Source organism: Cognatundibacterium rivi, from assembly GCF_018139565.1.
In the GTDB taxonomy this organism is placed as follows: domain Bacteria; phylum Pseudomonadota; class Gammaproteobacteria; order Burkholderiales; family Burkholderiaceae_D; genus Undibacterium; species Undibacterium rivi.
Map to the genome: position 1 here is coordinate 137487 of NZ_JAGSPK010000002.1, position 25126 is coordinate 162612.

Genomic DNA, 25126 nt, shown 5'->3' on the forward strand with positions numbered 1-25126 from the left:
GCCAGCGACTTTAGGGAACGACTACTATCTCAGGAGTGAAGAATGGACAGCAATCAGTCATTATTAAATAAATTTTCTTTAGGGAATTTCTCCCTTGATCAGCGTATGGATCAGAAAGAAGATTTTTTATCTTCTCCTGATGATCTGGAGTCGAATTCCCGTATCGACGTCAAAGGCATACGCGAAGCGATTGCCCGTGTTGAGGCGGAAGCCCGCGCCACCGTTGCCTCTGAAACCCGTCTGAAAGCAGAGGCGCAGGCGCGTGCGATGGCAGAGGCACGCGCTCAGGCAGAAGCTGAAGCAGCTGAGCTGGCGCAGAGAAAGCTGCAGCTGGAACAGGAAGCCGCAGAAAGCAGCCGCGCCAGATTGCTCGCTGAAAAGCAATCGCAGGCTGCCGCCGCAGCCAGAATTGCAGCGAATGAACAGGAAGCACGTGAATTACAAGAGCGTGCACAGATGGAAAGCCGGGCCCGCGCTCAATCCGAACAACGCCAAAAGATAGAGCAGGAAGCCAAAGCCCGCGCCGAAATGCAGTTGAAGGCCGAATCGGAAATTACTGCTAAAGCACAGGCAACAGTCAGCCAGTTAAGCAAGCAAACTGAAGTAGCCAAAAACTGGGCGGCTGAACGTTTTGCTGCATCCGAAAGTGCGCGTCAGCAAGCTGTTGAGCGTGCTCGTGCGGATGCGCGTATTGCTGAATTGGCGCGTGAACGTGAAAAACGTGAACGCGAAGCGCGTGAAACGGCAGAGCTGCTGGTTAAGGTACGCAGCGAAACACTGCAGGCAAGTAAAGAGCGCGATCATGCCGAAGCGATGGCGCTGGAATTTGCGATCAACCGCGCCCCGGTGGAAGCCCGTGCGCGTGAAGATGCACTGGCACGTGTGGCGATTGAGCAGGAGCAGGAAGCGATTGCGCAGGCACGCATGGAATCCGAACGTCGCGCTGCCGAAGCAATCCAGATGCGTATGCAGGCGGAACAAGAGCTGTATGCCGCCGCCTCAAAACGCGAACAGGCGGAAGTGATCGCGACGGCGACGGCACAAGCCCGCCGCGAAGCAGAAGACAAAATCCGTCAGGTGACGGAATCCCGTATCCGTGCCGAGCGCGAATTGCAATCGACGGCGATGCATCGCATAGAGAATGAACAACAGGCAGATTCACAGGCGCGTGCCCGCTTGCAGGCTGAGGCGGAAGCGTCTGAAGAGGCACGTCAACGCCGCATCGCTGAACAGGAAGCAACTGAAACAGCACGTCAGCGTGCAGCCGAAGAACAGCGCGCAGCTAAGCTCGCCAAAGAACGCATTGAGATTGAGCGGGTCGCAGTGCAGGCGGCACGCGAGCAGGCAAATGCTGAACAACAAGCCCTGAGCGCCAGCGCCTATCAGGCAGATTTGCTCAAACGTGCCAGTGCTGCGGCAGAGTTGAAAGCGAAAAAGGCGGAAGAATTACTCGCAGCCGAAAAACGCCGCGCTGAAGCTGAGCAAAAAGCAGCTAATGCGCTTGACGCAAAACTGCAGGCAGAACGTCAGAAAGCGGAAGAAGCGGAAGCCCGTGCCAAAGCAGATGAAGCACATGCTGAATTATTACGCATGCAGGAAGCGGCAGATCGTGCAGCACGTGTGGCGCAAGAAACTGAATATATTGCCGAAAAAATTGCACTGCAAAAAGCGATAGAACAAGCTGAGTTGCAGCAAAAAATGGCAGAAGCAACAGTGAAAAAGAGTAGGGATGTCAGCGAACTGCTGCGTGTTCAGCAGCAATGTGCTCAAGATGAGGCGAAAGCAATGGAACTACTCGATGAAAAACTGGATGTAGAACGTCGTCGCGCTGAGGCTGTTCAGCAAATGCTGAAAACCGCAGAAGAAAAGCTGGCGCTGGAGCAGGCAGCACAACTGGAACTCGAAGCAAAACAGCGCGCTGAAGAGGAAATGAAAGCGATTGCTGCAGCAAAAGAGCAGGCAGAGCGTGAGCAAAGACTGGCGCAGGAAGCGGCTAATCAGGCAGAACTGACAGCGCTGGAACAGGCGGAAATTCAAAAAGAAGTGCAACGCAAAGCGGCAGCGTTGGCATTGTTGAAATCGCAGCAGGCGGTTGAGTTGACCCGCGCTGAGCAGGTTCGCACCGAAGCGGAAAAGCAGGCAGTGTGCGCGGCGCAGGATAAGCTGGAAGCAGAAAAAGCCACGGCAGAACAAGTGATCGCCCGCGCCCATGCTGATCGTCAGCACGTCAATGTATTGCAGGCGCGTCAGCAGCAGGAATCGGAAGCTCGCGCTGCACGCCAGGCATTGATTCAGGCGGAGCAAGCCCGTCTGCAAAAAATGCAGGAACATGCTGAGTTGCAAAAGCAAGCCGCCAGTGCAGCACAGGCGAAAGCCGCGGAAGCCGAAGAGTTAGGTAAAACCTTGCGCTTGCGTGCAGAGTCCGAACAAAAAGCGCTCGGGCTGGTGCAGGAAAAATTACAGGCAGAAAAAAAATTAACGGCAGAATTGCAGGCGAAAGCAAAAGTCGAGCAGGAAGAGCGTGATCAGCATCTGGCCAGACTGGAAGCAGAGCAGGCATTGCGTACTGCCACAGAATTAAAACTCGCTGAAGAAAAGAAACTGTTCGAGCAAAATGCAGCGCAGGCGCAGGCGGAACAGCAGGCAGCGCAGGCTGCAGCGGCACGTGTTAAAGCGGCAGCGCAGATCACGCGTCTGGAGCAGGAAAAGGCGCAGTCGCAGCAACAGGCAGCAGCAGCGCTGGAGCAACAGGCGAAACTGGAACAAGAACGTACTGATGCTGAAAAAGCCATCGCTAAAGCCGCCGCAGAAAAACTGACAGCAGAAAAAATCGCCCATACCGTAGCGCAGGCAAAGGCGATTGCAGAGCAAGAGCAAGCCGTTGCGGCAGCAGAGCGTGCGCGTGCCGAGCAAGAGGCAAGCCAGATGGCCGAGGCGAAACTGCAGGCAGAAAAAGCCTTGCAATTACAAGCGCAGGCGTATGCGGCCAGCCAGCAAAAAGCGCATCAGTTGGTGGTTGAAAAAAATCGTCGCATCGCAGAGTTGGAACAAGTGGTACAGCAACGTTCTGCTGATGAAGCGGTTTTGCTGGCAACAACAACAGCAAAATTGCAGGCAGAGCAAAGCGCTCAGCAAGACGTACAAACCCGTCTGGTCAGCGAAAAACAGGCCAATGAATTTGCCCAGGCCAATGCATACGCACAACAGGTGGCACGTCTGGCAGGCGAAGCAACGCTTGCTGCAGAGCAGGCTTTACATCAGGAATTGGCTGCGCATGCCGATGCGCAAAAGCTGATGGCAGAAATCGCACAACAGCGTTTGCAGCAAGAACAGCAATTGCTGAAGGCGCAACAAGAACGCATCGAAGCGGAACAGGCGCTGGTGGCAATGCTGACAGCAAAGCAAGAGGCTGAAGTTGCTGCGGCAGCGGAAGTGCAGGCGCGTCTGAATGCCGAAGCGGAGCAAGTGGAATTGCTGGCAGCGCGCAAAAATAGCGACGAAGAAGCGCGCCTGGCAATAGAAAATCTGAATACGAAAGAAAAAGAATGGCTGGCGCAAGCGGCTGAAGAGGCATTGATCAAGCGTCAGACCGCAGCTGCACTCGAAGAAAAAACCTCTTTGTTGCTGGAATCTAGCCGTGCAGAGCAACAACGCCTGGCGACCGAGCAACAACTGAGTGAAGAGTTGCAGGCAAAATTATTGGCAGAGCAACAGCAACAGCAAGCCCTGCAACGACGTTTGCAGGCAGAGCAGGAAGCGGCACAGATCGCTGCCTCGCGCTTTGAGCAAGAGCAGGCGGCTGCTCAGGCCTCACAATTGCAACTGGAAACCGAGCAAGCCATGTTTGCTCAATCGGTACAACATGCTGAGGCGCAACGTGCAGCGGCAGAGGCGATGGAAGCCAAATTGCGTGAGGCAGAAACCCTGGCGTTGATGGAAAACCGCCGTGCAGCCGCTGAGCTTGAAGAGTTGGCCGCTATCGAACAAAAGATGCTGGCAGAACAAAAGGCGCTGGCGGAAGCTGAACAACGTCAGCAAGCCGAGCAAGCGTATCTGCAATTATCTGAGATTCGTGCTCAGGCTGAGCAAGATGCGAACGTGGCGATGCAAATGAAACTGAGCGCAGAGAAAGAGGCGACAGAATTAGCGCAAATGCACGCAGCCGCAGAAAAAGAAGCCGCTGAACTCGCGCAGATTCGCGCGGATGAGCTGTTAGCTTTGCAGCAGATGGAAGCGCAAAAGGCTGAGCTGGCTCAGCGTGAAATTCAGGCGATACAACTGCAGAAGCAACGTGAGCAGGATGAGTTGCAATTGAAGCAGCAGGCATTGACGGCGATCAGCCAGAAAATGGAAGCGGAGGCATTGATACTCAAAGCCTCGGAAGACAGATTGCAAGTTGAGGCGGAATTGGCGAAGCATAGCCAGTTGCGTGCACAAAAAGCAGCCGAGGCCAATGCGGCGGAACAGGAAAAAGTCGCGGCAGAACAAGCATTGATCGCGGCATCGGAAGCGCTGGCAGAGCAAGCCAGAATGGCGGCAGTTGAGATGAACGCCCGACTCGAACAACAACAGCAACTGGCAGAAATTGAAGCGCAAAGAATTGCAGCTGAGAACAAGCTGGCGCAAGACATTGCCGCACGTTTGCAAGCAGAACAGGCTTTGCTGGCAGACTTGCAGCAACAGGAAGAGCAAGAGGCTGCGTTGGCAGATCTGATGTTGCAACGTCGCGCCGAACTTGCGGCAGCAAAAGCCGCATTGGAACAGGCAAAGAAAAATGCTCTGGCATTATCTGCGGAAGAAACAGAGCTGGCGGAATTACAGCAACAGTTTGCGGAACAACAACAGGCAATTGAACAACAAAAACAACAGCGTCAGGAGCAGGCTGACTTGCTGAAAGCGCAGTTGGCTGAGATGCAGGCTGCATTGAAAGCAGAAGCCGAGCAAGAAAATCTGAGTCTGGTCGCGGAACATGCACAGGCAGAAAATCTGGCGCAGGAATTGATCTCCAAGTTGCGCAACAACCAACAGCAAAGTGCTGAATGGCGTTTGCAGGCACAGCAAATGTTGTCGAGTGCGCCAGTGGAAATTACTTACGACATCGGGCAGCAAGCGGAAAAGGATGCACAGGAACGCTTCCGTCTGCGCCTGCGTCCTTCCGTGCTGGCTGGTTTGATGTTGTGTGCTGGCGTTGCTGGCGCGGGTTTCGCTAATTTCTCTACACCGATGTCTGTTGCCAACGCGATGGCAGCCAAGGCTGCACCAGTCGTTGGCAGCCCTGCGAATGTCGCCGCACCGTCTGTAAAACTGAACAGTGGTATGCAATTGAGCTATGAACTGACAACATCAGCAACACAGATGAAAAAATCTGCGGCAAACGGCATTGCGCAACAAACTGAACCGGTGAAAGCAGAAGAAAAGGCGGCCTTGCAATTAGCTATGGCGGCAAAGTAATAGCAGCAGATAAGAGCGGCAGAAAACAACGCTTGTGTAGTAAATAAATAAAAAATCCCGGCGATTATTTGTAATATAGCCGGGATTTTTTATTTGAACTTCATTTCTGGAAATATCATGACGGCAACAAAGCCTTTGTGCTCATGATTATAAATCCGTAATCTGCCACGATGGCGGCGGACTATGCGATCGACAATCGCCAGACCGAGACCTGAGCCGTTTGCCTGACTGCGTGAGACATCGGCGCGAGTAAAGGGTTTCAGCAGACGTCCGATATCATCGTCGCTCGGGGCGCCTTCACCGTAATCCCGGAAACTGATCAATACACCTTGTTTTTTCCCTTTAGTTTTGTAGCTGCATTGAATTTCTACAACGGTGTTGAGTTTGTCGGGATTTTTGCCGTAACGGCAGGAGTTTTCAATCAGGTTGCTGAACAGTCGCCTGAGTTCTGTCGCATTTCCCGAAATATACATGTCTGTTGCAATCGCTGAATGCAGGTGAAGGTAGTTCACCCGCGAATACTCCTGAATCACTTGTTTCAGGAGTTCACTGATATTTACTTTATCAAAACGAAGACTGTCGATTGGTTTCGCATAATCAAGGAATTGATTGATGATTGCGTCCATTTGCGACAGATCTGATTGCATGCCGGATCGCGCCTGCTCGTCCAGATCTGCCATTTCCACTTCGAGTTGCATACGCGCGAGCGGTGTACGCAAATCATGTGAAATCCCGGCCAGAATGATGGTGCGGTCGGCATCGATTCTGGCCAGATCCGCCACCATGTTATTAAAGCTGGCATTGGTTTCGCGAATTTCTTTCGGTCCACGTTCAGGTAGGGCCGGTGCCTGCTTACCCTGGGCGAGTAAGCGTGCCGCATTACTCAGGCGGGAAAGTGGATCGTTAATGAATTTAGAAATCACTGCTGCACCCAGCAGTGTAATCAACAAGGTGGCGGTGATCCAGCTGAGTACTGGTAAGGTTGTTGGTGGCTCCAGCCGGTCTTCATCCAGCCGCAGCCAGTAATGGTCGCCCTCGATCTCCAGACTGATCCAGAATCCGCTGTTACCATTCACCGAGCGGGCGAAACGGGTTTCTTTGCCCAGCTGTGTTTTCATCATTTCACTGAATTCGGTCAGAAAAACGGTGGGCTCAAGTTTCTCCAGGGTGTCGGCATCATTCCGTAGATAAATCCGTATTCCCTCGCTATGCGCCAGATCGAGCAAAAGCTCTTTGCGTTTTTCAGGCGCAGAATGTGTCAGTGCAGCGCGCGTAATCGTGACGATGGAAGTGATTTGTGCCGTCAGTTGCTGAGCGCGCGGTGTTCGTTCAAGGGTCTTGAAACTGACGAACCATATCATCATACTGGCCATCACAAGGATGGCCAGTAAAAAAAATGTACGCCAGAAAAGACCGCTGCGCAGCCATTCGAGACTATTCAAATATGAGCGCATACGTCTTCAGCGGGAACGCTATTCCTTGCTTGCTTCCGGAATGAAGACGTAACCGAGTCCCCATACAGTCTGGATGTATAAAGGGTTGGATGGATCTGGTTCTATCAGTTTTCTCAGACGTGAAATCTGTACATCCAGGCTGCGGTCAAATACTTCATATTCGCGGCCACGTGCCAGTTCCATCAGTTTTTCACGAGATAATGGTTGGCGTGCATGACGGGCAAAGACTTTGAGTACGGAGAATTCGCCAGTCGTCAGTGAAATGGCTTCGTTGTTTTTTCTCAGTGTGCGAGTGCCGAGATCCAGAACAAAATCGCCGAAAGCAAATGTCTGCGGTCCATCGGAAGGTGCTCCTGGCAATTCATCCGGGACTTTGCGACGTAACACGGCATTGATGCGGGCAACCAGTTCACGTGGATTGAATGGCTTCGGCAGATAGTCGTCGGCTCCCATTTCCAGGCCGATAATCCTGTCCACTTCCTCACTTTTCGCCGTCAGCATGATGATAGGCGTTTTGTCGCCTGCACCGCGCAGCCGACGGCAAATGGCGAGACCGTCTTCGCCCGGCAGCATTAAATCCAGTACCAGCATGTCGTAGCGTTCACGCATCCAAAGTTTATTCATGGTCTGCGCATTCTCTGCGCCGACAACATGAAAACCTTGTTCGGTCAGGTAACGCCGCAACAGTTCGCGGAGTCGTAAGTCGTCATCCACAACCAGAATTTTTGCTTTCGGAGCGTTGTTGGCGGGAGTCGGAGTGTTCTCTGTAGGTGTTTGAAGGTTTGTCATGTCTGTAATGGTACTGGCATCGTTACCGCCTGGGAACAGTCAGGCAGAGAGGATTACAAAGAGTTACATACTTTACTTCTACGGGAGAGGAATAACAATGTAATTAAATTAAACTGCGATGACAATCTGATCATTGGTCATGCGTTTTCTGTTTTTTGCCGTCGTTAGAGTTGACTGGAGCAAGCGCCTGATACGAAAAATGGTGGTATCTATAAAATTCTATGCTGCAAAAACTGAAAACAGTGAATGAATAAAGCTCTCGCTATATTTTTTGCCACCTTGCTGGTGCTGATGTCGATAGGCTCCGTGGTTGCAATACCTTCGCCTGGTTCCGGAGTTGCAAATCCGACTTCTGGATTTGCCGCTGGAAAGCATACACAAGCCAGTGTTGCAGATGTTTCTTTATCTGCGACGACGGACAAACACAAAAACTGCGGCCATAAAAAAGTGTCCGCGACGTCCTCCTGTGAAAGTCCTTTGGCTGATGTAAAGAAAAACAAGCTCAGCGTGGACGAACGAAAGGTACTGCGCAGCCAAATCCGTGACGTTGAACAAGAATTTGATGCCGCCAAATAACAAGTAAGAAAAAATCTTGTGCCGATATTAACGGCGGTGTTGTTTCATTATCTTTTGCTGTTCACGCTGCCAGTCTTTTTCTTTTTCTGATTCTCGCTTGTCGTGTTGTTTTTTACCTTTGGCAAGCCCGATCTGACATTTGATTCTGCCATTGCTAAAGTGCATGTTGAGCGGCACCATCGTATAGCCAGAACGTTCGACCTTGCCGATGAGTTTGCTGATCTCTGCTTTGTTCAGCAGCAATTTGCGTGTCCGCACCGAGTCGGGATGTATGTGAGTTGAGGCGGTTGGCAGTGCACCGATATGTGCGCCAAACAGAAAAATCTCACCATTACGCACAATCACGTATGCTTCTTTTAATTGAAGACGTCCGGCGCGGATTGCTTTGACTTCCCAGCCCTGCAACACCACACCTGCTTCGAATTGTTCCTCGATAAAGTAATCGTGGAAGGCTTTTTTGTTATCAGCAATACTCATGTAATAAGGAAATTGGTTATCTTGCCGTTTCAAAATTTCTTATGATAATTTCGATACGGTGGCGACTCGGTTAAAATGCGAACCTGTGATTCTACCAAATGGTTTCTTTAGATGGCAGTCGTACATAAAACAGTTTTTATCGGATACAGCGCCGCTCAGATGTTTGCGCTGGTAGAGCAGGTTGAAAAATACCCTGAATTTTTGCCCTGGTGTGGCGGAGTTAAGGTGGCGGAGAGATCAGAAACGAATCTGATTGCAACCCTTGCTATTAACTTTCATGGCATCAAGCAAAGCTTTACGACGAAAAACATTAATCAACCGCCGCATTCTATGCAGATGAATCTAGTTGATGGTCCGTTTAAGCAACTGACTGGCGGCTGGAAGTTTACTGAATTGCGCCCTGATGCCTGCAAGATCGAGTTTGACCTCAATTATGATTTTTCCAGTAAGTTGCTGGAACATTTGATTGGTCCGGTATTCAGCAAGATTGCAAATAGTTTTGTTGATTCATTTTGCTCCAGAGCAGAGGCGATTTATGCCTGATGAAAAAAAAATTCAGGTGCAGGTTTGCTATTCATCCGGTGATGCTGTCAGTTTGCTGGATGTCAGTGTACCGCTTGGCGCCAGTGTTCGTCAGGCGATTGATTCCAGTGGTATTTTGGAACTACATCCTGAACTGAATCTGAATCTGAATACCCTCAAATTAGGGGTCTACGGCAAACTAAAAGATGAAAGTGCGGTTCTGCATGCGGGCGACAGGGTGGAAATCTATCGCCCCTTGCTTGCCGATCCTATGGAGGCAAGGCGGCGGCGCGCGCAGAAACAGCAAAAATTGGCGGTGTAACGCTATTACTAAAATTACTGGCAGCCAGCCAGCGCTTTTTTGACATCCGCAGATTCTTTTTCCCGCTGTGAATCTGACAGGTAATTGCGCTCACCGTTTTTATCGGTAGTCGCTACCCGTTGTCCCGATTCCAGAACTTTCTGATACGACCTTGCGCGCTCACAATTTTTCTGTTTATCAGCATTAGCCTGTTGATCCTCACTTGCTTTCTTGTCTTTTTCAGCTTGTTCAGCACGGCGTTTATTAAAATCTTCGTTTCTCGCTGATGTTGTCATCGGTTTTTGCTGTGCATTTGCAGCGTCTTTTGATGCGCTCGCAACGTCGCTGGATTCTGTTGGTTTTGCTGCTGACAGCCCAGGTGATTTGATGATACGGTTTTTTGGGGTTGATGCCGGAGGCGGTGTGTCAGAAAACTGTTTATTGCCCTTTTCATCCACCCATATATATTGAGCAAAAGCGCTTGCGCAGGTGAGCGTGGCAATGATAAATCCACTGGTAAGCTTGAGTTTTAACATGAAATCGTTCTTTCAAAGAGGGCAAAAGATGCAAGAGTTTTACACGTAGCGAGACTACTTCGCAAGTTTTCTGTATAATTCGCTTTTGCGCCTATAGGAAATAGTATGCGTTTACTTCAAAAAGCACTCACGTTCGATGACGTGCTCCTCGTTCCGGCATATTCGGACATTCTCCCGAAAGATACCTCTCTTGCGACTAAATTGACGCGTAATATTCATTTGAATATACCGTTGGTTTCTGCTGCGATGGATACCGTTACTGAAGCCAGACTGGCAATTGCCATGGCGCAGGAGGGCGGTATTGGTATCATCCATAAAAACCTGACCGCCAAAGAGCAAGCGCGTGAAGTGGCGAAGGTGAAACGTTTTGAGTCCGGTGTATTGCGTGACCCGATCACGATTCCGCCTGGTATGAAAATCCGAGAAGTGATTGCCCTGTCTCAGCAACACGGTATCAGTGGCTTTCCTGTCGTTGAAGGTAAAGTTGTCGTTGGTATTATCACTAACCGCGATCTGCGTTTTGAACAGGAGTTGGATGCGGAAGCTCGCACCAAAATGACTCCGCGTGAAAAGCTCGTGTACGTCAATGAGACGGCTGACCTGGCGGAAGCAAAACGTTTGATGAATAAACATCGCCTCGAACGCGTTTTAGTTGTGAATGACGCTTTCGAGTTGCGTGGCCTGATTACCGTTAAAGACATTCAGAAGTCGACAGAACATCCATTTGCATCGAAAGATGAGCATGGAAAATTGCGCGTGGGCGCAGCGGTTGGCGTTGGGGTTGATAACGAAGAACGCATCGATCTGCTGGCTAAAGCTGGTGTGGATGTGATTGTGGTCGATACGGCACACGGTCATTCTAAAGGTGTGCTGGATCGTGTTCGCTGGGTGAAAGACAATTACCCGCATATTGAAGTTATCGGTGGCAATATCGCAACGGCTGCTGCAGCGCTGGCGCTGGTTGAACACGGTGCCGATGCGGTTAAAGTGGGTATAGGCCCTGGCTCTATTTGCACAACGCGTATCGTTGCTGGTGTTGGTGTGCCACAAATTACAGCGATTGCGAATGTGGCAAATGCACTCAAAGGAACAGGCGTGCCCTGTATCGCAGACGGTGGTGTTCGCTTCTCTGGCGATGTATCCAAAGCATTGGCGGCAGGTGCGTCAACCGTGATGATGGGTAGTATGTTCGCTGGTACAGAAGAGGCACCGGGTGAAGTGATTCTGTTTCAGGGGCGTAGCTATAAATCTTATCGTGGCATGGGCAGTCTGGGCGCGATGGCGGATGGCTCTGCTGATCGGTATTTCCAGGATGCGGCAAATAATGCAGATAAACTGGTGCCGGAAGGTATTGAAGGACGTGTTGCTTATAAAGGCAGTGTGCTGGCGATTTTGTATCAACTGGTCGGTGGTGTTCGTTCGTCGATGGGATATTGCGGTTGCGCGACGATTGAAGACCTTCGGACGAAAGCTGAGTTTGTTGAAATCACTTCTGCCGGTATGCGTGAGTCGCATGTGCATGACGTGCAGATTACGAAAGAAGCTCCGAATTATCGCGCCGATTAATATCTGAACGATACGCCTGGGGTGTTGCATGTCTTTGAATTCGACAGATTTTGGTTTGACAACGCTTCAGGTTAATTCTGGTTTCAGCAAAATATTAGCTGAAAAATTTGAAGCAAAAATTGCCCGCTTTGAGCGTGTGGGCATGGGGCTGTTTGGTGTTGCCAATTGTTTTGTGACATTTGGCCGCGTTGTTGGTCGTTCCGGTCTGACTGAGCGCTCGATCACTGAAATGGAAGCTGCGTTTTCTGACGAGTTTCCATTAAGCGACGAAGTGTTGGTTTTGTCTGACCTTAGTGCTGATGCCGAATTCGGGCAACACCGCTTTGTCGCTGGCCCACCAATGATCCGTTTTTTTGCTTCGTTTCCTGTCTACGGTCAGGATGGCAAACTGGTGGCGTGTTTGCGTTTACTGGATTATCAGTCACACGTTTTTAATGACGAGCAGCGCTTGTTGTTGGCTGATCTCGCGATTATGGTCGAGCGGGAATTGGCGTTGAGCGCGGTTTGCCAGAATCAGCTTGAACTGATGAAGCAGAACCGGCGCTTAAAGCGGGATACCTTAGTTGATCCCTTGCTTGGCACCTGGAACAAGCCTGCCATCGTAAGATCATTGCGTCTTGAGATGGAACGCTGTGCTAAGGCTGGTAAACCAATGTCCTTGTTGTTTTTGCTTCCGGATCAGATTGCTGAATTACGGGTAAAGCATGGCATGGTTCTGACTGATCAGATATTGGTACGAATGGTGAGCCGTATTCGTTCTTGTATCCGTCCATTTGATGCTTTAGGGCGGTTTGATAATGACCAATTCCTGATAGTGTTGCCTGGCGCATCGCGTTTGGTCGTGATGGCAGTTGCGGAAAGAATCAGACTGTCAGTCATGATGCATTCTGAATGGATAGAAAACGCAGAAGTTGCATTGACAGTTTGCGTTGGATTGGCATCGACAGATGTGTACCCTGATGCGGATCCGGAAATATTAATCAGCTTAGCTGAAAAAGCCCTGCTCTCTGCAAAGAGGGTGGGAAACAATACTGTTGTACAGGCTATGCCCGGGCAACCTGACATGATGATTTGATTTATGCACTCAAAAATTCTTATTCTCGACTTTGGCTCCCAAGTCACTCAATTGATCGCCCGCCGTGTTCGTGATGCCGGTGTATTTTCTGAAGTTCACCCTTACGATGTCAGTGATGAATTTATCCGCAATTACGGCGCTGCTGGCATCATTTTGTCGGGCGGACCGAGCAGTGTGACCGAAGGCGATACGCCACGCGCGCCGATGGCAGTATTCGACGCGGGTGTACCAGTACTGGGTATTTGCTACGGTATGCAGACCATGGCAGAGCAACTTGGCGGCAAAGTAGAAAATGGTCTCGTGCGTGAATTTGGCTATGCTGAAGTCCGTGCCCGCAGCCATACAGCATTGTTAAATGGCATCAATGATTTCGTGACGCCTGAAGGCCACGGCATGCTGAAGGTTTGGATGAGTCACGGCGATAAAGTCAATGAAATGCCACCGGGCTTCAAACTGATGGCATCCACCGATAATTGCCCGATTGCGGCGATGGCGGATGAAGAGCGCCGTTTCTACGCCGTCCAGTTCCATCCGGAAGTCACCCACACGGTGCAAGGTGAGGCAATCATTGGCCGTTTTGTACATGAGATCTGCGGCTGTAAATCTGACTGGAATATGCCGGATTACATCGCCGAAGCTGTGGCTGCAATCCGTGCACAGGTTGGCAGCGATGAAGTTATTCTCGGCTTGTCCGGTGGTGTAGACAGCAGCGTTGCTGCTGCATTGATCCATCGCGCAATCGGTGATCAGCTGACTTGCGTGTTTGTCGATCACGGCCTGCTGCGTCTCGATGAAGGCAAAATGGTGATGGATATGTTCGCCAAAAACCTTGGCGTCAAAGTGATTCACGTCGATGCAACTGCCCAATTTATGGGGCATTTGAATGGCGTTACTGATCCTGAAGCAAAACGCAAAATTATTGGTCGTGAATTCGTTGAGGTGTTCCAGGCAGAATCAGCCAAACTGAGCAATGCCAAATGGCTGGCGCAAGGCACGATTTATCCTGATGTCATCGAAAGCGCCGGTAAAGGTAAAAAGGGTTCACATACCATCAAGAGCCACCATAACGTCGGCGGTTTGCCAGATACACTGAACCTGAAATTGCTGGAGCCACTGCGCGAACTGTTCAAAGACGAAGTCCGTAAGCTTGGTGTGGCACTGGGTCTGCCGCATGGCATGGTCTATCGTCATCCATTCCCAGGGCCTGGTCTTGGTGTGCGTATTCTTGGAGAAGTTAAAAAAGAATTTGCCGATTTACTGCGTAAAGCCGACGCTATTTTTATCGAGGAATTGCGCACGAACTTCGTTGATCCAAACGCTGAAAAACCAGTCAGTTGGTATGACGCGACTAGCCAGGCATTCGCGGTTTTCCTGCCGGTAAAATCCGTAGGCGTGATGGGCGATGGCCGCACTTACGATTACGTGGTCGCGCTACGTGCAGTACAGACTCAGGATTTCATGACGGCACACTGGGCACATCTGCCACATGAGTTATTGGGCAAGGTTTCTAACCGGATTATTAATGAAGTGCGTGGCATCAACCGCGTGGTTTACGATATTTCCGGTAAACCACCAGCAACAATTGAGTGGGAATAAGACGTGACCTATAGCGTCAAAGAGATCTTTTATACGCTGCAGGGCGAAGGCAATCATGCCGGTCGCCCAGCAGTGTTTTGCCGTTTTTCCGGTTGCAATTTATGGACGGGCAGGGAAGAAGATCGCGCATCAGCGGTTTGTCAGTTTTGCGATACGGATTTTGTCGGCATTGACGGCGAAGGTGGCGGCAAGTTCAAAACTGCACAGGAGCTGGCGCAAGCGATCAACACCTTGTGGCCGCTGTCTTACCCTGATAATAAATACGTGGTCTTCACTGGCGGCGAACCTTTATTGCAACTGGATACAGAACTGATCGCTGCGATGCACGCGGTTGGCTTTGAAATCGCGATTGAAACAAATGGCACTTTACCTGTGCCAGCTGGTGTTGACTGGGTTTGCGTGAGCCCTAAAATGGGATCTGAACTGGTGGTTCGTCAGGGCAATGAAATCAAGGTCGTGATTCCGCAAATCGGGCAAGACATGACGACATACGCCAATCTTGATTTTGAACATTACTTCGTGCAAGCAATGGATGGCCCGTTAAGAGACGATAATCTGCGTCGCGCGATAGATTTCTGCAAGCAGCATCCGCAGTGGAAGCTGAGTTTGCAGACACATAAACTCCTACAAATTCCTTAAGTTTTACATGTTAACGATTACCCGAAAAATGGAATTCGATGCAGGTCATCGTATTCCCGATCACAGCAGCCAGTGTCGTAATTTGCACGGTCACCGCTATACTTTGCAAATCACGCTGACTGGCGATGTGGTGCAACAGGACGGTGAGTCCGATAACGGCATGATTATGGATTTTGGCGATATCAAGGCACTGGCAAATCAGCACCTGGTGGGCCTGTGGGATCATTCCTTTATCGTTTATGAAAACGATCACGTGATTAAGAATTTTCTTGCGCAGCTTCCCGATCATAAAACAGTCGTGATTGATCGCGTTCCTACCGTTGAAAACCTCGCGAAGATTGCTTTTGATATTCTCAAAGATGTCTACCATGATCGTTATGGTCGCAGTCTGAAACTGACCAAAGTGACTCTGTACGAAACGCCTAATTGCTGGGCAGAGATAGACGGCTGATTGTGACGGATGCGTTGACGACCATGCAAGCCGAGTCGGATATTGCATTTATGCGTCTGGCTTACGAGCAGGCGAAGCTCGCATGGGCGGCGGGAGAAGTCCCGGTTGGAGCGGTGGTGGTAAAAGAGGGCGTGGTGATCGCGACCGGCTACAATCGTCCGATTGTGGATCACGACCCGACCGCGCATGCTGAAATTATGGCTCTGCGCGCTGCCGCAGAGGCACTTGGCAATTACCGCTTGCCCGGATGCGAGCTATACGTCACTTTGGAGCCTTGCGTGATGTGTGCTGGTGCGATGATGCATGCGAGATTATCGCGCGTGATTTTTGCCGCGCCGGATCCTAAAACCGGTGTCGCTGGGTCTTTATTGAATATTTTTGATCAGACGCAGTTAAACCATCACACGCAAGTGACGCCCGGCGTGCTCGCTGACGAATGTGCGGCACTGTTGAAGGATTTTTTTGCCAGTCGCCGTCAGGCCGCAGCCGCTCAGAAATTACAGGCAAGGGCGGCCGTTTCATCCTCACTCCCTGAATAACGGATTTCCATGCAAATCTCACTCCCTGCATTAAAAACACCTGTTGGTATTGCGATCGTTGCACCGAGTGGTGCGCCACTCGATGAGGCGGCAGTTGTCCGTGGGATCGACATTTTGCGGCAACAAGGTTTTGCGGTGCAGAGTTATTACCAGCCAGAACAACGATTTCAACGGTTCGGTGCCAGTAATGAACAGCGTGTCGCCCAGTTGCACGCGGCGGCAAGCAATCCTGATGTCAGTATCGTGATGGCGTTGCGTGGCAGCTATGGTTTTTCACGGCTGTTGCCGCATCTGGACTTCGATTTGCTGGCGAATAGCGGCAAGGTGTTTGTCGGTTACAGCGATTTCACCTTAATGCATCAGGCTATGCTGGCGCGTGGAAGACTCAGTATTGCCGGGCCTATGCTGTATGGCGATTTCACCAGTGACACGCTGTCGGAATATACCTTATCGCAATTCATCCACTGCATTTCTCATCAACATCATCAAGTCGAATTTTCTTGTGCAGAGACGACGGCAATGGAAGTGCAGGGGCGTTTGTGGGGTGGGAATCTGGCGATGCTAACGCATATTATAGGGACGCCATACTGGACAGCACTGGAAGATGGAATATTGTTCCTCGAAGATATAGGCGAACATCCATACCGGGTAGAGCGCATGCTATTACAAATGCATTTTGCAGGTATTCTTGAAAAGCAAAAAGCCATTGTATTAGGTAATTTTTCCGGCTACCAACTGGCAGCACATGATCGTGGTTATGATTTTTCCGAGATGCTCAATTATGTGCGTAGCGTCGTCGATGTACCTATCATTACAGGCTTACCTTTCGGCCATATTCCTGATCGCGCAAGTCTGGTTGTCGGCAGTGCTGCGACATTAAAAACGGCTGATCAGCAGGCGCAACTCATGATGGATTATCAGTTTTAATTTTTTGTGCGAGTGCTGCGTGCTACCAGAATAAGCCGCGACCGAATAAAAAAGCCGCCCAGATTATTGGGCGGCTTTCTCTTTTTACCGGTAGGTTATCGCGCAATTACTTGCCCGTTTTGAGACTTAATCGTCAGCGTAAATATCGTTATCTTTGGTTTCCTTGATGAACAAGGCTCCAATGACAAACGTCATCAATGCAATCACGATCGGGTACCAGAGACCATAGTAAATATCGCCTTTGAATGCCACCAGTGCAAACGCAGTTGTTGGCAGCAAACCACCAAACCAGCCGTTACCGATATGGTAAGGCAAGGACATGGATGTGTAGCGGATGCGAGTTGGGAACATTTCTACCAGCATCGCTGCGATAGGGCCATAGACCATCGTCACATAGATCACCAGGATGACCAGCAATACCAAGACCATAGGCTTATCGATTTGTTTTGGATCAGCTTTTGCTGGGTAGCCAGCAGCTTTGATCGCATCAGCCAGTTCTTTCGAGAATGCTTTGTCTTTTGCTGCTGCTTCTTCTTTTGGCAAACTTGTTGCATTGAAAGAAGTGATGACTTTATCGCCGACTTTAACGGATGCAACTGTGCCAGCTGGCGCAACTTCATTCGAGTAGTTGACCGATGCTGCAGCCAATTTTGCTTTCACGATGTCGCAGGAAGAAGTGAATTTCTTCGTGCCTGTCGGGTTGAACTGGAATTGGCAATCAGCAGGATCAGCAGTCACAACCACTGGCGCATTTTTCAATGCAGATTCCAATGCTGGATTTGCATAGTGTGTCAGTGCGTTGAAAATCGGGAAGTAAGTTACTGCAGCAATCAGGCAACCAGCAAGAATGATAGGCTTGCGGCCAATTTTATCGGACAGTGAACCGAACACGATAAAGAACGGTGTACCGATCACGAGCGATGCGGCGATCAGCAGATTCGCTGTAGCACCATCGACCTTCAATGTTTGTTGCAGGAAGAACAGTGCATAGAACTGACCTGTGTACCAGACCACTGCCTGACCCGCTGTCAGACCAACCAGAGCCAGAATAACGATTTTCAGGTTTTTCCATTGGCCGAAAGATTCTGTCAGTGGTGCTTTTGATGTTTTGCCTTCAGCCTTCATTTTCGCGAATGCTGGTGACTCGTTCATAGACAAGCGAATCCAGACGGAAATCGCCAGCAGGAACACAGATACCAGGAACGGAACGCGCCAGCCCCAGGATGAGAATTCTTCTTCGCCGATTGCCTGACGAGTACCGAGAATCACCATCAATGACAAAAACAAGCCCAGTGTTGCAGTGGTTTGTATCCATGCAGTGTAAGCACCGCGCTTGTCATGCGGAGCATGTTCTGCAACGTAGGTTGCCGCACCGCCGTATTCACCACCGAGAGCCAGACCTTGCAGAATACGCAAAGAGACCAGAATAATCGGTGAAACAATGCCCCAACTCGCGTAGCCTGGCAGCAGACCGACGCAGAAAGTGGAACCGCCCATGATCAGAATCGTGACCAGGAAAGTGTATTTACGGCCGATCATGTCGCCGAGGCGACCGAATACCAACGCGCCGAAAGGGCGGACGATGAAGCCAGCAGCAAATGCCAGCAAGGCAAAAATGAACGCAGTGTTAGGATCGGTGCCAGCAAAGAATTGCTTAGCAATGATGGCTGCCAGTGAGCCATACAGATAAAAGTCATACCATTCAAAAACGGTCCCCAGAGAAGATGCAAAAATTACTTTGCGCTCTTCCGCTGTCATTCCGCTTGACGTTGCAATAGGTGCTGTCGCCATGCTTGTCTCCTGATTTATGTTTTATATATATAAAGTATGTCGGCAAAGCCTGTCATTGGTGGAAATAGAACTTCTGACATTTTTTGCACAACTTGAGTGTGCAAGCTGAAACTTACGGCATGCTTTCTTCAAACTTACAGAAACTTACAAGAGTGAAAATTTTTTTGCTAAATTTTCCCCGGTAAAAGAGGAATAAAATAAGCTGAAATTTTTGCGAACGGTCGTACTAAATTATGCTATTCTGCTTCGCAAGCAATCTGTTTCGCTTCCGTTTTTCTCTGCATTGCTGCATCTTCATGTGCGAGATGTGCACAGAGATAAATGTGGTAACGAGGCGGCATTGGCAGGTGCATTACCTGCTCAGGTTGTGCAGATCAGTTTTTCAGTAGTCAGTTTTTAGTAGTACCAAGAATTACTTAAAATTCAACTCACAGGAGACACCCCATGAATGATGCAGTTATTGTTTCTACCGCCCGCACTGGTTTAGCTAAGTCCTGGAAAGGCGCATTTAATATGACGCATGGCGCCACTCTCGGTGGTCATGTGTTGGCCGCAGCGATATCTCGTGCTGGTATCGATTCAGCTGAAGTGGAAGATGTCGTCATGGGGTGTGCGACACCTGAAGGTGCGACCGGTAGCAATATCGCCCGTCAGATCGCATTGCGTGCTGGATGCCCGGTAACGACCAGCGGCATGACTGTGAATCGTTTTTGCTCGTCCGGTTTGCAAACGATCGCGATGGCAGCGCAGCGCATTATTGCCGGTGAAGGTGATATTTATGCAGCGGGCGGTGTTGAGTCTATTTCCTGCGTACAAAACGAAGCGAACACGCACATGCTGGTCGAACCCTGGTTGAAACAGCACAAGCCAGAAGTTTACTGGCCGATGTTGCAGACCGCAGAAACAGTCGCCAAGCGTTACAACATTTCTCGCGAACGTCAGGATGAATACGGCGTGCAAAGTCAATTACGCGCAGCTGCAGCGCAAGCCGCAGGCTTGTTCAACGCTGAAATCGTACCGATGACGACCACGATGGGTGTCGCAGATAAAGCAACCGGCATGCTGGTGACACGTGAAGTCACGATTGCGGCGGATGAAGGTATTCGCGCAGATACGACGCTGGAAGCGGTATCAAAAATCCGTTCTGCGGTTCCTGGTGGTGTGATCTCTGCTGGTAATGCGAGTCAGTTTTCCGATGGCGCTTCCGTCGCTATCGTCATGAACAGTAAAGTCGCTGAGGCGAAAGGCTTGCAACCGCTGGGTATTTTCCGTGGTTTCGCTGTCGCTGGTTGCGAACCGGATGAAATGGGTATCGGTCCAGTGTTTGCGATTCCTAAGCTGTTAAAGAAAGCCGGATTAAAAGTCGAAGACATCGGTCTGTGGGAATTGAATGAAGCGTTCGCGGTACAAGTTTTGTATTGCGCTGATAAGCTTGGCATTCCTATGGACAGACTGAATGTGAACGGTGGTGCGATTGCGGTTGGCCATCCTTACGGTGTGTCCGGCGCGCGTCTGACAGGCCATGCCCTGATCGAAGGCAAACGCCGTGGTGTGAAGTATGTCGTGGTGACGATGTGTATCGGCGGCGGTCAAGGCGCAGCCGGCTTATTTGAAGTCGTCTGATAAAGTCTGGTCTTGGTAGTTCATGTGAGCCCGTGTCGTTGACACCGGCTTGCATGAACTGTCTTATGGTCTTACTAACTGTCTGATTCAAGGTCTGATCACCATTTTCCGAAACTTCACCGGAACTGCCATGTCATCCAAAATTCTCTCCCGCCGCGATCTCGATTTCTTGCTGTATGAATGGCTGAATGTCGAATCCCTCAATCAACGCCCCCGTTTTGCTGAACACAGCCGCGAAACTTTCAGCGCAGCGCTAGATACCTGCGAACAAATCGCGACCGACTTATTTGCCACCCACAACAAGAAAAGCGACCAGAATGAGCCGCATTTCGATGGCGAAAAAGTGCACATGATTCCCGAAGTCAAAACTGCCCTGAACGCGTTTCGCGATGCGGGCTTGCTGGCCGCAGGTCAGGACTTTGATTTCGGCGGTATGCAATTGCCGTGCGTGGTTGAAAAAGCGGGCTTTGCGTATTTCAAAGGCGCCAATGTCGGTACCGCATCTTATCCATTTTTAACGATAGGCAATGCGAATACTTTGCTGAAATGCGGCACGCCGGAACAAATCGAGTTGTATGTCAAACCTATGCTGGAAGGGCGTTTCTTCGGCACCATGTGTCTGTCTGAACCGCAGGCCGGTTCCAGCTTGTCCGATATCGTTACCCGTGCAGAGCCGCAGGCTGATGGCAGCTTCCGACTGACCGGTAACAAGATGTGGATCTCTGCCGGTGAACATGAGTTATCAGAAAATATTGTGCATCTGGTGCTGGCAAAAGTGCCGGATGAAAACGGCAAGCTGATTCCGGGTGTCAAAGGTATTTCTTTATTTATCGTTCCAAAATTTGTGCTCGACGAGCAAGGCAATCCGGGTGAACGAAATGACGTGGTGCTGGCTGGTCTGAATCACAAAATGGGTTACCGTGGCACCACGAATTGTCTGCTGAATTTTGGTGAAGGCAAGTTCAAGCCGCAAGGCAAAGCCGGGGCGATTGGCTTCCTGGTTGGCACTTTGCATCGTGGGCTCGCGAACATGTTCCACATGATGAACGAGGCTCGTATCGGCGTCGGTCTTGGCGCGGTGATGCTGGGTTATACCGGCTACCTGCATGCGCTTGATTACGCCCGCAATCGTCCGCAGGGACGTGCGCCGTTGAACAAAGATCCAGCCGCACCGCAACTGCCTATCATTCAGCATACCGATGTGAAACGCATGTTGCTGGCGCAAAAATCGTATGTCGAAGGTGGTCTTGCATTGACCTTGTATTGCGCGCGTTTGGTTGATGAAGAGCGCACAGGAACCACGGCGGAAGCGCGGAAAAACGCCAGTCTGTTGCTGGAAATCCTGACCCCGATTGCTAAATCCTGGCCTTCACAATGGTGTCTGGAAGCGAATAATTTGGCGATACAAGTGCATGGTGGTTATGGCTATACCCGTGAATACAATGTCGAACAGTTTTACCGCGACAACCGTCTGAATCCGATTCATGAGGGAACGCACGGTATTCAGGGACTGGATTTGCTGGGTCGCAAAGTGGTGATGCAGGATGGCGCGGCGTTGGAAGCGTTGGGTACCGAGATACATAAAACTCTGTTGAAAGCCGCTGCACATCCTGAGCTGGCGGTTTATGACAAAGCCCTGGCGCGGGTGCTGCAGCGTCTCGCGCAGGTGACGCAGCAATTGCATGCCTGTGGCGACACCAATAAAACACTGGCAAATGCATCCGCCTATCTGGAAGCTTTTGGTCACACCGTGCTGGCGTGGATATGGCTGGAGCAGGCATTGCTGAGTCTGCATAAAGAGGATGCGCACGATGCCGACTTTTATGCCGGTAAGCTGCAGGCGTGTAAATATTTCTTCCAGTGGGAATTGCCGAAGGTCCATCCACAGCTGGATTTACTCGCCAGTATCGATACAACGACCTACGACATGCAAGATAACTGGTTTTAATACTCCCTGGGAGTATATTTTAAAGCCTAATGAATATAAGGAGATAAAGGGGATTTTGAAGGATACTCCCCATTTATCCTCTTTTTATCTCATTTTTCAGAACAAATTTCGGCATAAGTTCGATATAAATCCGACATAAATGGAGACGACCGATGAGCACAGCACGTACAGTTCAGCAATTATTTAATCTGAGTGGCAAAACCGCATTGATCACAGGTGGTTCCCGTGGTCTGGGTTTGCAAATGGCCGAAGCGCTGGGTGAGCAGGGTGCCAGCATTGTTTTGTCGTCGCGCAAGCAATCCGATCTGGATGAAGCCGTTGTGCATTTGCAAAGCCGTGGCATTCAGGCCAGCGCCATCGCTGCCGATTTATCTAAAGAAGAAGCAGTGACACCGATGGTGGATGAGGCATTAAAACGTCTTGGGCATATCGATATTCTGATCAATAACGCTGGCGCCACCTGGGGCGCACCGGCCGAAGATTATCCGGTGGATGCCTGGGATAAAGTCATGAATCTGAATATCCGCAGTATTTTTTTACTGTCGCAGGCGGTCGGTAAACGTTCCATGATTCCACGTAAATCAGGGCGGATTATCAACGTTGCTTCGATTGCCGGTCTGGCAGGGAATGCGCCGGGAACAATGCAGACGATTGCCTACAACACTTCGAAAGCGGCGGTAATTAATTTCACCCGCACGCTGGCCGGTGAATGGGGTGTCCACGGCATTACCGTGAATGCGATTGCACCGGGATTTTTCCCATCCAAAATGACCAAGGGTTTACTCGAACATCTGGGCGAAGAAAAAATCGCCAAAGAAGCGCCTTTGCAACGTATTGGTGATGACGAAGATCTGAAAGGCGTTGCGCTGTTGTTTGCGACGGATGCCGGCAAACATATCACCGGGCAGACGCTGGCGGTCGATGGCGGTGTGTCGGCGGTGTAAGCATGAGCAGCGAAACTTCAACAGCGCAGCCATTGCAGCAGCCCAGCCAGACCTTAAATCCTTTTTTGCATGATCTGGGTGTCGAGTTTCTGGAAATGGAAGACGGACATGCGCGGCTGTCGCTCGATCTGACGGAACTCCACATGAACAGCTGGCGGATCACCCACGGCGGCGTCATCATGACCATGCTGGACGTGGTGATGGCGATGGCCGGGCGCTCATTGCATGAGGATCTGAAAGGGGTCGTCACAGTAGAAATGAAAACCAGTTTTCTGCAACCGGGCGGCGTTGCTGGTGGCCGTATCGAGGCACGTGGTAAAGCGTTTCATCAATCGACGACGATGTGTTTTTGCGAAGGCGAAGTCTGGAATGGCGACCGCCTCGTTGCGAAGGCGATGGGAACGTTCAAATATCTGCGACGTCTTAAATCAGGTGAAAACATGAAGAAGTTATATGGCAGCGATTAACACATTGTCTGACTGAGTCAGAGAGACATTGTGAGCATCACGATACAGGGCAAAGAAACCTGATCGCATACGGCTCGCAGAATTTCAGTCAATACCCAAAGTAAAAGCAGTGCTTGCAAGTCCAACTAAAAAAACAGGAGACAACATGCAGCAGACTTTCACCACCACCGCGCTGGCAACGATACTGGGCGGGCTCTGTATCAGCAGCGCCATCGCCCAGAGCAGCTTACCTGATCCAGTTGCCACCGACCCGCAAAAACTGGGCTGGATGCAGGGCTTCCCGCCCGCGCCGGACAAACTCGTTCAGTTTGCGAATGGCAGCAGCTATCAATTCCCGCGTACACGCTGGTCGTTCTCACATGCGCGTGAGCTGGGGCCAACCACGAATGTCTGGCATGGTGCCGGGCATGTTTCAGTGTTACCGCAGGCATTGCAGCCGCTTGATGATCTGCGTTTTAAAGGCGAAAAAAATACCGAAATCCGCTGGGCGGATATGCTTGCCAATACCTACACCGATAGCGTGTTGGTCATGCATAAAGGCAAGGTGATCTACGAAAAATATTTCGGCATCAGCAAACCATATTTGCCGCATATTGCGATGTCAGTCACCAAATCTTTTGTCGGTACTTTAGCGGCCACGCTGGCAGCCGAAGGCAAAATCAATCCGGCTGATCCGGTGACGAAATATATTCCTGAACTCAAGGATAGTGCGTATGCCGATGCAACAGTACGCCAGGTCATGGATATGACGATCGGTGTGCAGTATTCAGAAAATTACGCAGACCCGAAAGCCGAGATATGGGATTACGCACGCGCCGGTGGTTTGCTGCCGACAGCACCGGGTTACAGCGGGCCTAAGAATTTTTATGATTTTCTGACCAAACTGAAAAAAGAAGGCGAACACGATCAGGCCTTTGCTTACAAGACCGTGAATGCAGAAGTGCTGGCGTGGATAGTTCGCCGCGCGTCCGGTCAGTCTTTAGCTGAACTGATGTCGGAACGTCTGTGGCAAAAACTGGGCACAGAAAACGATGCCTATTTTGCGGTTGATAGTCTGGGTACAGAGCAGGGTGGTGGCGGCCTGAATCTGACCCTGCGCGATATGGCGCGTTTCGGTGAAATGATGCGCAACGGCGGTCAGTTTAACGGCCAGCAGATTATTCCTAAGGAAGTGGTGGCCGATATTCGCAAAGGCGGTGATCCGGCAAAGTTTGCGCTGGCTGGCTACAAGACGCTGCCCGGTTATTCTTACCGGAATATGTGGTGGGTAGGACACAATACCCATCAGACCTTTGAAGCGCGCGGCATTCATGGCCAGCGTATTTATATTGATCCGATGGCTGAAATGGTCATCGTCAAGTTTTCATCCCATCCCATCGCTGCGAATGGCGCGAGTGACCCTGTCACTTACCGTGCGTTTCAGGCGCTGGCTAATCATTTAATGAAGTGAGATT

The 25126-nt window shown here is 50.5% G+C and carries 21 protein-coding genes; 16 read left to right on the forward strand and 5 right to left on the reverse strand.

Going from position 1 to position 25126, the window contains the following annotated elements; translation table 11 throughout:
- The first annotated feature begins 42 nt into the window (after positions 1-42).
- Entirely contained in the window at positions 43-5451 is a 5409-nt protein-coding gene (locus tag KDM87_RS04985) for a hypothetical protein (RefSeq protein ID WP_212678065.1), read from the forward strand.
- A gap of 89 nt (positions 5452-5540) precedes the next feature.
- On the opposite strand, the gene KDM87_RS04990 is transcribed toward KDM87_RS04985, so the two are convergent.
- Together KDM87_RS04990 and ompR are read right to left on the reverse strand one after the other, a co-directional pair.
- Complete coding sequence (locus tag KDM87_RS04990; RefSeq protein WP_212678066.1) at positions 5541-6905, reverse strand: ATP-binding protein; 1365 nt, start codon at positions 6903-6905, stop codon at positions 5541-5543.
- An 18-nt stretch (positions 6906-6923) separates the two neighbouring features.
- Complete coding sequence (gene ompR / locus KDM87_RS04995; protein ID WP_186885495.1) at positions 6924-7694, reverse strand: osmolarity response regulator transcription factor OmpR; 771 nt, start codon at positions 7692-7694, stop codon at positions 6924-6926.
- A gap of 246 nt (positions 7695-7940) precedes the next feature.
- Between ompR and KDM87_RS05000 the strand changes: the two genes are divergently transcribed.
- Positions 7941-8270: a hypothetical protein gene (locus KDM87_RS05000; protein ID WP_212678067.1), complete on the forward strand. Its 330-nt coding sequence runs from the start codon at positions 7941-7943 to the stop codon at positions 8268-8270.
- Between the two features lie 27 nt (positions 8271-8297).
- Here KDM87_RS05000 and smpB read toward each other — a convergent pair whose 3' ends face one another.
- Positions 8298-8747: an SsrA-binding protein SmpB gene (gene smpB, locus KDM87_RS05005; protein WP_186885633.1), complete on the reverse strand. Its 450-nt coding sequence runs from the start codon at positions 8745-8747 to the stop codon at positions 8298-8300.
- A gap of 111 nt (positions 8748-8858) precedes the next feature.
- Between smpB and KDM87_RS05010 the strand changes: the two genes are divergently transcribed.
- Entirely contained in the window at positions 8859-9290 is a 432-nt protein-coding gene (locus KDM87_RS05010) for a type II toxin-antitoxin system RatA family toxin (RefSeq protein ID WP_212678068.1), read from the forward strand.
- Positions 9283-9591 (forward strand): RnfH family protein, encoded by a 309-nt coding sequence (locus KDM87_RS05015; RefSeq protein ID WP_212678069.1) that lies wholly within the window; start codon positions 9283-9285, stop codon positions 9589-9591. Before KDM87_RS05010 ends, KDM87_RS05015 begins: the two co-directional genes overlap by 8 nt.
- A gap of 14 nt (positions 9592-9605) precedes the next feature.
- On the opposite strand, the gene KDM87_RS05020 is transcribed toward KDM87_RS05015, so the two are convergent.
- Positions 9606-10106 (reverse strand): DUF4124 domain-containing protein, encoded by a 501-nt coding sequence (locus KDM87_RS05020; RefSeq protein WP_212678070.1) that lies wholly within the window; start codon positions 10104-10106, stop codon positions 9606-9608.
- A gap of 105 nt (positions 10107-10211) precedes the next feature.
- Between KDM87_RS05020 and guaB the strand changes: the two genes are divergently transcribed.
- From guaB to KDM87_RS05055, 7 genes are read left to right on the forward strand one after another with little or no spacing between them, the layout of a single operon-like run.
- On the forward strand, positions 10212-11672 hold the full coding sequence (gene guaB / locus KDM87_RS05025; RefSeq protein WP_212678071.1) for an IMP dehydrogenase: 1461 nt from the start codon (positions 10212-10214) through the stop codon (positions 11670-11672).
- 28 nt (positions 11673-11700) lie between these two features.
- Entirely contained in the window at positions 11701-12747 is a 1047-nt protein-coding gene (locus KDM87_RS05030; RefSeq protein WP_212678072.1) for a GGDEF domain-containing protein, read from the forward strand.
- 3 nt (positions 12748-12750) lie between these two features.
- The gene (gene guaA / locus KDM87_RS05035) at positions 12751-14343 is read left to right on the forward strand and encodes a glutamine-hydrolyzing GMP synthase (RefSeq protein ID WP_212678073.1); all 1593 of its coding nucleotides are present in this window, start codon (positions 12751-12753) and stop codon (positions 14341-14343) included.
- Between the two features lie 3 nt (positions 14344-14346).
- Entirely contained in the window at positions 14347-14982 is a 636-nt protein-coding gene (gene queE, locus KDM87_RS05040) for a 7-carboxy-7-deazaguanine synthase (RefSeq protein ID WP_212678074.1), read from the forward strand.
- Positions 14983-14989: 7 nt separating this feature from the next.
- Positions 14990-15433 carry a 6-carboxytetrahydropterin synthase QueD gene (queD, locus tag KDM87_RS05045; protein WP_212678075.1) on the forward strand — a complete coding sequence of 148 codons (444 nt, stop codon included), beginning with the start codon at positions 14990-14992 and terminating at the stop codon, positions 15431-15433.
- 23 nt (positions 15434-15456) lie between these two features.
- Complete coding sequence (tadA, locus tag KDM87_RS05050; protein WP_212678662.1) at positions 15457-15972, forward strand: tRNA adenosine(34) deaminase TadA; 516 nt, start codon at positions 15457-15459, stop codon at positions 15970-15972.
- Between the two features lie 9 nt (positions 15973-15981).
- A complete protein-coding gene (locus tag KDM87_RS05055; protein ID WP_212678076.1) occupies positions 15982-16899 on the forward strand; it encodes an LD-carboxypeptidase in 918 nt (305 codons plus the stop codon).
- Positions 16900-17025: 126 nt separating this feature from the next.
- Here KDM87_RS05055 and KDM87_RS05060 read toward each other — a convergent pair whose 3' ends face one another.
- Positions 17026-18690, reverse strand: coding sequence for an MFS transporter (locus tag KDM87_RS05060; protein ID WP_212678077.1), 1665 nt, complete (start codon positions 18688-18690; stop codon positions 17026-17028).
- A 444-nt stretch (positions 18691-19134) separates the two neighbouring features.
- On the opposite strand from KDM87_RS05060, the gene KDM87_RS05065 reads away from it, so the two are divergent.
- From KDM87_RS05065 to KDM87_RS05085, 5 genes are all read left to right on the forward strand, one after another.
- Positions 19135-20313 carry an acetyl-CoA C-acyltransferase gene (locus KDM87_RS05065; protein ID WP_212678078.1) on the forward strand — a complete coding sequence of 393 codons (1179 nt, stop codon included), beginning with the start codon at positions 19135-19137 and terminating at the stop codon, positions 20311-20313.
- A 130-nt stretch (positions 20314-20443) separates the two neighbouring features.
- Positions 20444-22261 (forward strand): acyl-CoA dehydrogenase, encoded by a 1818-nt coding sequence (locus KDM87_RS05070; RefSeq protein WP_212678079.1) that lies wholly within the window; start codon positions 20444-20446, stop codon positions 22259-22261.
- A 152-nt stretch (positions 22262-22413) separates the two neighbouring features.
- Positions 22414-23205, forward strand: a complete 792-nt coding sequence (locus KDM87_RS05075) for an SDR family oxidoreductase (protein WP_212678080.1) — start codon at positions 22414-22416, stop codon at positions 23203-23205.
- A gap of 2 nt (positions 23206-23207) precedes the next feature.
- Positions 23208-23672 (forward strand): PaaI family thioesterase, encoded by a 465-nt coding sequence (locus tag KDM87_RS05080; RefSeq protein ID WP_212678081.1) that lies wholly within the window; start codon positions 23208-23210, stop codon positions 23670-23672.
- Between the two features lie 145 nt (positions 23673-23817).
- The gene (locus KDM87_RS05085) at positions 23818-25122 is read left to right on the forward strand and encodes a serine hydrolase domain-containing protein (RefSeq protein WP_212678082.1); all 1305 of its coding nucleotides are present in this window, start codon (positions 23818-23820) and stop codon (positions 25120-25122) included.
- Positions 25123-25126 lie beyond the last annotated feature (4 nt).